2 protein-coding genes (1 of these 2 only partly in view) are annotated in these 13368 nt (G+C 64.8%); both read right to left on the bottom strand.

The genetic code is table 11. The features are described from left to right. A protein-coding gene (locus BH93_RS02090; RefSeq protein WP_165712605.1) for a non-ribosomal peptide synthase/polyketide synthase crosses the window boundary here: on the bottom strand, positions 1-3847 show its beginning. Its footprint begins 16574 nt before the window's first position; only the first 3847 of its 20421 coding nucleotides appear in the window; it begins with the start codon at positions 3845-3847; the stop codon falls past the left edge of the window. Further along, positions 3844-13368: a non-ribosomal peptide synthetase gene (locus BH93_RS02085; RefSeq protein ID WP_052065246.1), complete on the bottom strand. Its 9525-nt coding sequence runs from the start codon at positions 13366-13368 to the stop codon at positions 3844-3846. Before BH93_RS02085 ends, BH93_RS02090 begins: the two co-directional genes overlap by 4 nt.

The raw sequence follows: 13368 nt of genomic DNA, 5'->3' as shown, positions 1-13368 counted from the left end.
TGATACCACGATGCAAGTCCGCCGGAACCGTGAAACTCACCCGGCCACCACGGTGCGACGACACCACCGGCCGCGACCGATCGGTCGGCAGATCCAAGACATCGGGTGACCCGGCGAGGCGTTCGCGCCAGTACGCCAACTGCCGAGCCAGAACACTGTCCGGATCGTCAGCGGTGCCCAAAACCGCGTGCTGCCAGAGCGCGTAGTCCGCGTACTGCACCGGCAACGGATCCCACCCCGGGGCTCGGCCCGCAGTTCGTGCGGCGAATGCAGTTGTCAGATCGCGAGCAAGTGGCGCACGTGACCAGGCGTCACTGGCGATGTGATGACTGACCAACAGCAGCACGTGGTCGTCAGGTGAGACCGCAAACAATGTTGCCCGAAACGGCGTCTCCACGGCCAGATCAAAGTGGTGCGCACTGTGGGTGGAAACGTCCGCCGCCAGGTCGTCCGAGGTGGTTTCGACAATCTCCAATTCGTCGGAGACCTGGTCGGGCTGCAGCACCACCTGAAACGGTCCGTCGACGTCGGAACCGATCACGGTCCGCAGGCTCTCATGCCGTTCTCGCAGGTCGGCCAACGCGATTTGCAGCGCCGCCCGATCGAGCTTGCCGGACAGGCGTATTGCCACTGGTGCGTTGTACGCCACCGAATCGTCATCAAATGAATCGAGGAACCACAGCCGCAGCTGGGCGTGAGAGAGCGGGACCCGCTCTGGACGCGGTCGCACTGCAGTCACCCGGGCACGCGCGGCCGGCCCGGGTCCGGTCCTATCGATTGCGTCGACAAGACCGGCCACAGTTGGGGTGTCGAACAACTGACGGATGGCCAAATCGCAGCCAAGTACCGACCGGACCCGGCTGACCAAACGGGTCGCGAGCAAAGAATGCCCGCCCAGGTCGAAGAAGCTATCGTCTACACCGGCCGCCGGCACGCCGAGCACGTCGGCAAAAAGCCCGCACAGGATCTCCTCGCGCGGCGAACGCGGAGGTCGACCCAGCTGGGCCACGGCAGGACCCGGCACCGGCAGTGCTGCACGGTCGAGCTTGCCGTTGCGAGTCAATGGCAGCGCGTCGAGTTCGACGATCGCCGACGGCACCATGTATGCGGGCAGCACAGTGGCGAGCTGCTCGCGAAGCTGGGCGACATCGAGTCCTCGATCGCCAGACACTACATAGGCTACGAGTCGCCGATCGCCAACTCGGTCCTCGCGGACAATTGCCGTCGCTCTATCGACGTCGGCAGAACGGGCCAACGCGGCCTCGATCTCACCCAGCTCGATCCGGTAGCCCTGGACCTTCACTTGTCCGTCGACCCTACCCACGAACTCCAGCAAGCCCTCCGTGTTCCACCGAGCGAGATCGCCCGTGCGGTACATCCGAGCACCCGCTGCGAATGGGGATGCAACGAACCGTCCGGCGGTCAGGCCGGGCTGGTTGAGGTACCCGCGGGCCAAGCCGGTGCCCGCGATATACACCTCTCCTGTAACCCCGACCGGGACCGGACGCAATGCGGCGTCGACAACGAATATCTGAGTATCTGGGAAGGGACGACCGACCGGTACCGCCCCAGGCGCGATTTCGGCGCAGGGTGCGATCTCGTTCTGGACGCTGTTGACGGTCGCCTCGGTTGCGCCGTAGACGTTGAATACGGTGGCATCAGGGTGCCGTCGTCGCCATACGTCGAGTACTTCGCCAACCAGCAGCTCTCCACCGAGCATGAGCGCATCACTGGGCGACACCGCGTCCGGCGCCGCGTCGAGCATGGCGAGGTGGCTCGGTGTGCCCTTGACGAACGTGGGCCGCGAACCACTGACCACGTCGTCGGCCAGGTCACTGAGTTGGACCCGGCCGCCGCTGACCAAGGTGGTGTAGAGAGCGGTGACGGTCAGATCGAAGGAGACCGGCGAGTGCACCAGTGACGTTCCGGCCGTCATCGGGTATGCCGACCGAGCCCACTGCAGGTAAGCACTGAGTGAACGGTGCTCGATTACCACTCCCTTCGGCCGCCCGGTCGACCCGGACGTATAAATCACGTATGCGGGATCGTGCGGGGAAGCCGGACGCGCCCGCTCGGTATCGGTCAGGCGATGTTCTGGATATCCGGCACAGAGGTCGTTATCGACGAGCGGCACCATTCGGTTTGTCCCCGAAAAGAGATCAGCGGTATCACGCGTGGCCAGGACGAGGACGGGTTCCGTGTCCTGCAACATCTCGGCTAGTCGCGCGGGAGGACTATCGATATCCAGGGGCAGGTAGGCGGCTCCGGACTTGAGCACTGCGAGCAAGGCAACAACCAGTTCCGGGCCACGCGGCAGTGCGATAGCCACGTACCGTTCGGCGGCCGCGCCACGTTCCACGAGATACCGCGCCAGGCGATTGGCACGCTCGTCCAACTCCCGGTAGGTCAGGTCAGGTTCGGCGATCACTGCGACGGCGTCGGGAGAGGTGTCCACGGTCGCCTCGACCATGCGGACGACACCGTGACGAGGAGGATTGAGCACCGGACCATGGGCCAGCGCGAGAACCCGGGAGCGCTCCTGATTTCCTAGTAACTGCATCCGACCGACCAGCTGGTCCGGGTTGGAGGCGACATCCTCCAGCACGCGAACCAATCGACCGATGAGCGCCTCAGCATCGGCACGAGCTACAAGGTCGGTGCGATAACCCAACCGCAGGGTCAAGTTCTCACGCGCGGCGGCCACGAGCACCAGCGGGTAGTGAGTGGCCGCCCTGCTGCGGGTGGGTGCGAGCGTGATTCGCTTCTCGGCGTCTGCGGCACGCACGACCGGGTAGTTCTGGAACACCATCTGGGTGTCGAATAATTCTCCGACGCCGACCCGGCGCACCACTTCGGCCAGGCCCAAGTGCTGGTGGCTCAGCAAGGCGGTTTGTTCCCGCGCGACACGCGCCAACAGTTGGGTTAGTGATTCTTCGTGTCGTAGGCGGACCCGGACCGGAACGGTATTGATCAGGGGTCCGACCATCTCCGCCGCGCCGGGGAGCTCCGCCGGACGCAGTGACACCGTCATGCCGAATACGATGTCGGTTCGGCCGGTGAGCTGGGCGAGCACCAGGCCCCAAGCGACCTGGAAGACGGTATTCAAGGTCAGCCCTTGCTCCCGCGCACGAACGCTCACCGCCGCCGACAGGTCCGCGTCGACACCGTATTCCACGTCGGCGGAAAAAGCCGTGGAGTGACGGACACCCGGAGCCACAAGAGTGGGCTCGTCGACACCGTCCATCGCCGTGTCCCAGGCCGCCACTGCGGCGGGACGGTCTTGAGCGGCAAGCCAGCGTGCATGATCGCGGTAGGAGCTGACAGACGGCAACGTTGCAGCACTACCGCCGTTTTCGTAGGCGGCCAGCAAGTCTCGCAGCAGGACGGGAACCGACCACCCGTCGAGAACGGCATGGTGGTTGGTCACCACAAGCCTGTGTTCGTGCTGGCCTAGGCGCAGCAGCGCAAAGCGGACCAGTGGTGGGCGCCCGAGATCGAATCCGGACCGCCGCTCTTCTTCCAGTGCGACGACGGCGGCAGCCTCGCGTTCAGCGGTAGGTATGGCACTCAGATCCATGTACCGCCATGCCGGCGGCACTTCACGCAGGACGATCTGGGCCCACTCCCCAGAAGAGCGCTGCCGAAACGCCGACCGCAGGTTCAGGTGCCTGGCCACCACCGCTGCGACAGCAGTGTGGAGGGTGTCAGCATCAAGCGGTCCGGATACGTCGAACGCCATTTGCACGACGTAGGCGTCGGGAGCTGATGTGTCGAACGAGCTGTGAAAGAGCAGACCCTCCTGCAGCGGTGAGAGTGGCAAGACATCTTCGACAACACTGCGGCTCACAGCTGGTTCTCCCATTCGGATTTGAGGTCGCGCGCGAACAGTTCGAACTCATCGAGTTCGGTCTGGCTGAGCGAGTCCAGCGACACATCTGAGGTACTCATTCCCCCGGCATCAGGACGGGCTGCAAGCTCGGCCAATGCCGTGAGGTGCGCAAACCAGATGTCGTTGAGGGCTGCTACGTCGACCTCGGTGAGCAAGTCGCCGGCCCAAGTCCAGCTCGCGACGAGCTCAGGGCCGGTCGGACCGACTTCGGTGCGCGGGTTGAGTTCGAGCACATGCGCCAACGGCATTTCCGGGTGTTCTCCTGGTATGAGCGACGCCACCGAGCCTGCCGGGGCGAATTCAACGTCGGCACCCACCTCGAACCTGCCGAGGTAGTTGAACGCGAGTTGTGGGTGAGGCAAGCCGGCGAGTGCGGCAGCGCCGACAACGTCGATATAGCGCAATAGGCCGTAGCCGATGCCGCGGTTCGGATTCGAGCGCAGCTGATCCTTGACCCGTTTGAGGGCCACTCCTGGATCTGAGCCCGGGCCGGGGTCGAGACGGACCGGGTAAAGGGTCGTGAACCATCCCACCGTGCTCGAAAGATCCATTCCTTCGAACAGGCCCTCCTCACGGCCGTGACTTTCCAAGTGGATCAGCAATCCCCCGCTGCTACCTGATCGTCGCCGACGAGCCTGCCAATCCCTTACCGCCAGCGAGAATGCAGTGAGCAGCACGTCGTTGATCTCGGCATGGAACGCCTGCACAACTGTCGTGAGCACCTGATGGGTGATGGCACCTGGGAGCCGGGCCGTCAACGATCCGGCCCGGCCGTATGTGTCGAGCACTGGGTCGAGGCCCCGGTGCGCTATCGGTTCGTCCTTACGACCGAGGACATTGGTCCAGTGCGGCAACTCCCCGCGAAGGTTCGGGGCAGTAGCTGTGAGTCGCTGCGCCCAACGTCGATAGGTGCCTGTGGGAGGGTTCGGTTCGACGGGGCGGCCGGCGTGCGCTGCGCGCCACGTTTCCGCGAGATCGGCTACCAACACACGCCAGGACACGCCGTCGATGACAAGGTGATGAATGACGACGGCTAACAAGCCTGCTATCTCGGGCCCGCGGTCGAACCAGACCACCTGGAGCATCGAGCCGGCAAGGTCGAGGCGGCCCCGGGCAGCAAGACCATGATGGCGGACTTTCTCATCGAGCGTGTCGCCGTCGAGGCCTATGGCGTCGACCCGCTGCACCAAATCAGCGGCCGTAACCGCCCCTTCGGGATGCACCTCGTGCACCCACAGGTCGACCGCGGTTGACCCGCTGCCTCCGACCCCGAAGGTACTGCGCAGCACCTCGTGTCTGTCCACCAGAGTTTGAATTGACGTGATGAGCCGGTCCATCCCCAGGTCGGCGGGCACCTGCAGTACCGTGGACATGCTGAATTCGCGGAGCGTAGAGCCCTCCGCGGCGGTCAGATTGCGCTCCGCAAGCCACCGGGTGATGGGTAACAGCGAAACCATTCCAATTCCGCTACCAGGCTCCTCCGCGGGTTCGGCACTGGCCGGGCGAGCAATTTCTGCAAGACCAGCGGGTGTCCGGTGCTCGAAGACGTCCCGGACGGTAAAAGTCAAGCCCTCCCGCCGGGCAGCGCCGACAAGCTGGATGGAGACGATGCTGTCGCCGCCCAATTCGAAGAACCCGTCGTCCACACCGACCGAGTCGAGGCCCAGCACCGTCGCAAACACCTTGCACAGCAAGGCCTGGGCGCTGGTGAGTGGCTGCTCGGGGCTGGAACTCGACACCACCGTCGGCGCAGGCAGAGCTGACTTGTCCAGCTTGCCGTTCCGGGTCAATGGGAGTGCGTGGAGCAGTACAAACGCTGAAGGCACCAGATAGTCGGGAAGCCTGCGCGCCAGATGGGATGCCATCTCGCGCCAGTGGGACACAGGCGCATGCTCTCCGCCTGCGGGTGCCGGGACGACGTAAGCGACAAGGCGGGTTTCTCCGGTGTCGGCTCGTGGCAGTACAGCGGCGGCGGCCACTCCGGGATGATCGACGAGCGCTGCCTCAATTTCGCCCGGCTCGACACGGAAGCCGCGGACCTTGACTTGGTCATCGTCGCGGCCCACGAACTCCAGTTCGCCTGCCAACGTCCACCGCACCAAGTCACCGGTGCGGTACATGCGTGTCCCCGTTTCATCGAACGGGTTAGCTACGAATCGTTCTGCGGTTCGGCCGGGTTGACGCAGGTAGCCGCGGGCCAACTGCGCACCCCCGATGTGAAGCTCTCCGACCACGCCCGGCGGAACCAGACCCATTGCGCGGTCGAGTACGAACACGGTTGCGTTGTGGATCGGTCGTCCGATGGGAGCCACGCCAGGCCAGCGGGCCGAATCGGCAGCCAAGGTGGTCGCGGTGGCGGCATGCGTCTCGGCGGGGCCGTAGATGTTGTGCACCCGGATTCGGGTGTTGTCACCATCGGGCGTTGTGCACCACGCTCTCAAATCGGCACCCAGCCGGAACGCCTCGCCCCCCTGGAACAGATCTGTGACAGTCCCCAGTGACACGCCCATCGTCGCGGCCGCCTCCAACAACGAGTCGATCACCAGTCGCGGCGCGAACAGTTCCGTGACTGCATGATGATCAACCCACATGGCGAAGCGCTCGAGGTCACGGCGCACGTCATCCTCCGGCACCATCAACGTCTTCCCGCCGGCCAGCGTCTGCCAGATCTCCTGCACAACGAAGTCGAACGCCAGTGAGAGAAATTGGGCGACGCGAGCCCCCGGCAGCACACGGTGGGTTTCTCGATGCCAGACCAACAAGTTGACCAGTCCCGAGCGTGGCATCACCACACCTTTTGGCGTGCCGGTAGAGCCAGACGTGTACACCACATACGCCGACGACTGCGACGTTCCGGTGGGCGGTGGAGCTGTGCGCGGGTCGCATTCGGCAAGTTCGACTTGCATTCGCTGTGTGTCCAGCGCGAAGACAATATCGGAAGCGGATAGTCGAGACTCCGTGGCTAGGTCCGTCACGACGGCTCTCGCCTCTGAATCCGCGATGATGGCGTCGAGGCGCTCGGTGGGCGCTTCAGGGTCGAGCAACAACGCCGCGGCTCCGGACTTGGCGACAGCTAGCAACGCGACGGGGAGATATACCGATCTTCTCAGCGCAATGGCGACGATTCGTTCCGCTTGAGCTCCGCGCCCCCTCAGTACCCAGGACAGCTGGTTGGCCCGCTCGTCGAGTTCGCGATACGTGAGCTGCTGATTCCCGCAAATTACCGCGACTTCGTCCGGGATACGCCACACCTGCTCCTGAACGAGTTCAGCTGGGGTGAGGACGGAGATGGGCCTGGGATCGGCGCCCCATTGCAGGAGAGTGGACCGTTCGGCTGCGGCCAGCACTGGTATCCGGCTGATCGGCACTTCCGGGTCTGACACCACGGCCGACAGCACTTGTTGAAGACGCCGCGCAATCGAGCGGGCGGTGGCCTCGTCGAAAAGGTCGGTGCTGTACTCGACGGCACCGGTCAGGCCAGCGGGACTGCCGTGGAGATCGTGCTCTTGGTCCAGAAAAAAAGACAGGTCGAACTTGGCCCGTCCCCCCCGGGTGCGCTCCAGCTCAGTCGTCAGCCCAGGCATACGCAGGTGATTCAATGCCGACTGGTTGTCGTCGAGGCCGAGCAGCACCTGAAACAACGGGTGCCGAGCCAGTGAGCGGACTGGGGCGACCTGCTCTACGAGCCGCTCGAACGGCAAGTCCTGGTGTGCATATGCGTCCAAATCTGTTCGCCGAACCCGTTCGAGCAGTTCGGCAAACGTCGGATCGCCCGTCAGGTCGGTCCGCAGTACAAGGGTGTTGACGAAAAACCCGACCAGATCGTCGAGTGAGCCGTCGGTTCGACCGGCAACCGGGGTACCGATCGGCACGTCGCTTCCCGCACCCATTCGCGACAGCATGGTTCCCAGCGCGGCATGGATCGTCATGAAAAGGCTGACCTTGTTGTCCCGACCGAGCGCCAGCAGCCCGGCATGCAGCTCAGCGGGTACCGAGAACGCGACGCGCCCGCCACGGTAGGACGGCACGGGCGGTCGGGGACGGTCCGTAGGCAGCTCTAGTTCCTCGGGCAGCCCTGCCAATGTCTTCCGCCAGAACGCGATCTGGCGGGCGATCGGGCTGGCCGGGTCCTCTTCGGAACCGAGAACCTCGAGTTGCCACAGGGTGTAGTCGGCGTACTGCACCGGGAGAGGCGTCCAATCCGGCGGTCCACCCCTGACCCGGGCGGAATAGGCAAGGCCGAGGTCGGCGGCCAGTCGGTCCATCGACCATCCGTCGCCCGCAATGTGATGCAGGAGCACGTGTAGCACGTGCTCGTCGGGGCCGAGCTCGAACAGCCGGGCGCGTAGCGGGATTTCCCGCGCGAGCAAGAACTCTTCGTCGGCAACCCGATCCAGCTCGACAGCCAGCCCTTCCTCGTCCACCTTGACGACCGGAAGCGGCACCGGGCTGGCACCCGGAGGCAGCACGACCTGATGAGCACCGCCTGCGTCCTCGACGTAGATCGTGCGCAGAATTTCGTGACGATCCACCAGATCGGCAAGCGCGGCTGTGATGGCTGAACGGTCCAGCCCTCCGCGTAGCCGAATAGTCGCGGGAATCGTGTACGAGGCGCTGAGCCCATCGAGGTGGGTGAGGAACCATAGCCGCTGCTGTGCGAACGAAAGCGGCACTCGGGTCGGCCGAGGGTCGGCAGGTATCAACCTCGAACGTGCGGGGACATCCGCGTCCAAGGCCGCGCAAATTCCCGCAATCGTCGGTGCCTCGAAAAATGCCGCGACAGACAGCTCAGCACCCAGCGCGGCGCGGATCTGGCTCAGCATTCGGATGGCGGACAGTGACTGCCCCCCGCGCTCGAAGAAGTCGTCGTCGAGGCCAATCGCAGTCGTGTCGAGCACGCCCTCGATCAGCTGAGCCAACACCACCTCTCGCGGCGTCTGCGGGGCGCGCCACGGTCCGCGCTCCTCCGTCGCAGCGGGTTTTTCACCGACGGGTCCATTCGGGGGCGTGAGCAAGACGGCAGGCTCGGCGATGTCGAGTACGGCAAGTTGGCCGACCTCGGTGTCTGGTCGATCCGACCCGGCCTGCAAGATCTGTAAAAGCCGTTCGACCAGAAGTTCAGCGGTCTCTTCATCAAATCTGTCGGCGCTGTATTCGAGCTCGCCGATGAGACCGCCGGGAAGCCCCCCGGGACCGCGTACCTCCCTGAGCTCGAATGCCAGGTCGTACTTGACGACAGCGGTCGGAAGAGTCTCGATGGACACCTCGAGATCCGGCGATCCAGCGAACGACGCGAGGTATTCGACAGGATCATCGGTCCGGAAAGAGAGCATTACCTCGAAAAGCGGATTGCGTCCGAGAGAACGTCGCGGTGCGAGCCGCTCGACCACCTGCTCGAACGGCACGTCCTGGTGGGCGAAAGCGTCGAGGTCGGTCTCACGGACGCGTGCGAGCAGGTCCCGGAACGACGGGCCGCCGGCGAGATCGACACGCAGAACCAAAGTGTTGACGAAGAAGCCGACCATATCCTCGAGGTCCGGCGTGGGCCGCCCGCGGACGACCGTACCGAGCGAGATGTCTGTGCCAGCACCCAGGCGGTGGAACGTCGCGGCGAGTCCCGCATGGACGACCATGAAAGTGGTGACGCCACTCGCGGCGGCCAGATCATCCAGAGCCCGATGTAGCTCGACGGGTACAACACACGGCACGACCCCGCCACGATGGGAGCGCTGGGCGGGTACCGGGCGGGCACCCGGTAGGGCCAGATGCCTCGGGGCACCACCGAGGCGTTGTTCCCAGTAGGCGAGCCCGCGTTCCATCAGTTCGAGCGGCTCCGCATTCTGTCGGAGAGCGACATCGGCGTATTGCAGCGGAAGCGACGCACGCGATGGTGCCTGACCGCTGCTCCGGGCGACATAGGCCTCGCCCAAATCGCGCAGCAACGGCCGGAGCGAGGCCCCGTCGCAGGCCACATGGTGCGCCACCATAAGGAGTACGTGTTCGTCGGGACCGGTGCGCCTCAGATGCAGCCGCAGCGGGCGATCGGTGGCGAGCTGGAAGGCGACGCCTGCCCCGTCCGAGATTGCTTCGCTGACGTCCGGCCCGTCGATTCCACCTTGTACGAGCGGAGTATCACCGACGTCCAGAACGACCTGATGAGGGCCGTATTCGTCTTCAGGCAGCACGGTGCGCAAAACCTCGTGACGGGCGACGAGGTCGCGAGCCGCCAATTCCAGTGCATCGTGGTCCAGAAGACCCCGAAATCGAAGCACGATCGGAACGTTGTAGGCCGCACCAGCATTCGACATCCGATCGAGTAGCCAGAGCCCCTGCTGGGCACGCGAGAGCGGCAAACGCGGTGGGCGGCTGGCGGGCGCGGTGGATACGGGCACCAGGGTGGGCTCGGTGCGCAGGCGGCTCTCCAGAGTCCCGGCGAGCCCTGCGACAGTCGGAGTGTCGAAGAGGGTCCGGCCGTTCACCTCGACCCCCAACTCGACACGGATCAGCCCCGCGACGCGGGTGGCCTGCAACGAATCGCCACCGAGCTCGAAGAACCCATCATCGATACCGATCTCGGCTTCGACGCCGAGCACATCCCGATAGAACTGGCAGAGGGTCTTCTCCAAAGCCGTCTTCGGTCCGCGCCACACCGAGGTCGCGCGGTATTCCGGGGCGGGTAGGGCGCGGACATCTAGTTTTCCATTGGGAGTGAGTGGGAGCGCGTCGAGCACGACGGTCGCGGCCGGCACCATCGCGGTTGGCAACCGTTCCTCGAGGTAACGGCGCATCTCGACCGGAACGATGTTCTGATTCCGTTGCGCAACTACGTATGCCACGATCCGCGGCTGGTCGGCGCGGTCCTCACGGACGACAACAGCGACCGCCCGTACCGCAGGATGCTCGACCAGCCGGGCCTCGACCTCGCCCAGCTCGACGCGGTGTCCGAGTATCTTTACCTGGTGGTCCGCACGTCCCAGGCAGGTGAGGAGCCCCCCGTCCCATTGGGCCAGGTCGCCGGTTCGATACATCCGTTCCCCCGGCGCTCCGAACGGATCGGCGACGAATCGCTCGGCGGTTCGGTCTGGGCGGCGCAGGTATCCACGGGCAAGCAACGCCCCCGCGATGTACATCTCCCCAGGACACCCTGGGGGCACCGGACGCAAGGCCTGATCAAGCACGTGGATGCGAGTGCCGGGCAGCGGAGTCCCGATCGGGACCCGTCCCACCGGGTCGGGTGCGGACGGCGCGAGGGTGAGACACGTAGCCCCGACTGTCGCCTCGGTCGGTCCATATTCGTTGACTATGGCGAGGTCTGGGGAGGTTCGGCGCGTCGCGGCCAGCATGTCTCCGCGGAGGTGCTCCCCCCCGAGCATCAGTACCCCAGTCGGTGTGGCCGCGCTAGGTAGCTGCTGTAGCAATGACAGGTGCGAGGGAGTCGCCTTCATGAACGTAGGCGGCGACCCGAAGGAAGCTTCGATCCCGCCGAACCTCACCCGGCCACCGCAGGTGAGTGGCCCGAACAGCGACGGCACTCCGAGGTCGTACGCGATCGACGTGTGGGCTACCGACGAACCGCTGAGTTGTGGATAGGCCTCGCGCAGCCAACCCAGGAACACCGAGAGCGATCGGTGCTCCACGACCACGCCCTTGGGCGTGCCGGTGGAACCAGACGTGTAGATGACGTAGGCCGCATCGGACGGTCGGAGGGAGACTGGAGCCGGGACAGGGCCCTGGTCGATCGAGATGGCGGCCACGACGTGGGTGCGCACCTCGTCGGGCAAACTGTTGTGCAACTCGTCAGAGGTCAGGGTAAGAACGGGGCCCGCATCGATGAGAATGCGGGCGAGACGACGAGATGGCTGGTCGACATCAAGCGGGAGGTATGCGGCCCCGCTGCGTTGCACAGCAAGCATCGCGACCAGCGCATCAGGTCCCAGCGGTAGCGCAATCGCGACAACGTCACCCACCCCGATGCCTCGGCCGGTGAGGTCAGCGGCCAGCGCACCAACCTCGGCTCGCAGTTCCCGATAGGTGCGGTTGTCAGACCCGGGTGCCTCGATCGCAATGGCATCGGGAGTCCGAACGGCCTGCAGCTCGAACAGCTCCGGCAGCGCGGCGAATACCGGTGGCGTCGCACTATCGTTCCAGTCACTCAACACCGCGAGTTCGTCGGAACTGCACAAGCCGATCCGACCAATTGGGGCCGCCCCGTTTGCTGAGACATCCGTCAGGAATGCGAGGAACCGCCTGTGCATGACACGCAACGCTGCTTCGTCGTAGAGCGCCGCGTTGCCGTGCATATCGATCCGCACCGGCTCGTGCATATCCGGCGAGCCGTGAATGTTGATCACCAAGTCCTCGACGCGGCCAGGCGCGAATAGCTTCGGTGCGCCGGTCGCCGCCCCGAAGACCAGTGGCCTACCGAACGACACCACGTTCACAACAACTGCCCATAGACCATGGCTGCCGGCGCGTCGCACGTCTTCGCCCCGGCAGCGTTGGTGGCTCATCGCTGCCGCAATCTTGTCGGATGTCTGCCCAAGCAGATCCGCGAAGTTGCTCGACGGCGTCACCGCCAGCCGAAGAGGGAGGTCGTTCGCGAGCATCGTCGGGGTACACAGTGCAGCTCGACGTGTCCGCCCAGGGAACGGCAATCCGAGCACCACGTCGCGGGCACCACCGACCCGGTGGACGAATGCAGCAGCAGCAGTGATGGCCCCCACCGACCATCGGACGCCGCGCCCACGACAAACGCTGTTCAGCCGATCAACTACGTCCGCGTCCACTAGGCCGCTCACTCGGACAGCTGTGGCGGCGGGTCCCGGCTCGGAGTGACCAACGCCAGCGCGTTCCTCGATTCCTTCCACTAGGTCGGCCCAGAACGCTCGATCCCGCTCGAATCTGGGTGATGCCTGGTAATCGACTTCTTCTTCCACGACTTTGCCGACCGAACTGGGCGGAGCAGGTGGAGCAGGCTCCCCGGCGAGTAGAGCGCTGTAGACCTCGGCCAGGCGTTGGAGATGTAGGTGCAAACCCACGCCGTCCAGAACTATGTGGTGGTAGCGCACACATAGCCAGGACCGGTCGTCAGTCAAACGAAATAGTGTGTGGTCATATAGCTTGTCCTCGCGAAGGTCTAGCGACACAGCGGCGTCGGAGCGCATTCGCTGTTCCGCCGCACTCTCGGCGTCAGAACTCTCTCGCAGATCCACCACCTCGAGCTTCGCCACACCCGTCGCGGCGATTTCCTGGACCGGTCTACCGTCGAGCACGAGGAAGCGAGTGCGGAGGGCCTCCGTTTCGGCAACTACCGTCTCTAGAGCCAGACAGAGCACGGCGACATCGAGCGCTGCAGGCAAATCCACAAAACTCAGGCAGGTGTACTGCGCCGTGTCCGGCTCCAACAGTTCGGCCGTCCACACTCCCCGTTGAGCCGCGGTCAACGGAAGCAAGACGGTGCGATGATGGGGATCGGGCAT

The sequence above is a fragment of the Rhodococcoides fascians A25f genome, assembly GCF_000760935.2.
In the GTDB taxonomy this organism is placed as follows: domain Bacteria; phylum Actinomycetota; class Actinomycetes; order Mycobacteriales; family Mycobacteriaceae; genus Rhodococcoides.
Note: the sequence above shows the minus strand (reverse complement) of the source record. Positions and strands in the feature narration are given on the sequence as shown.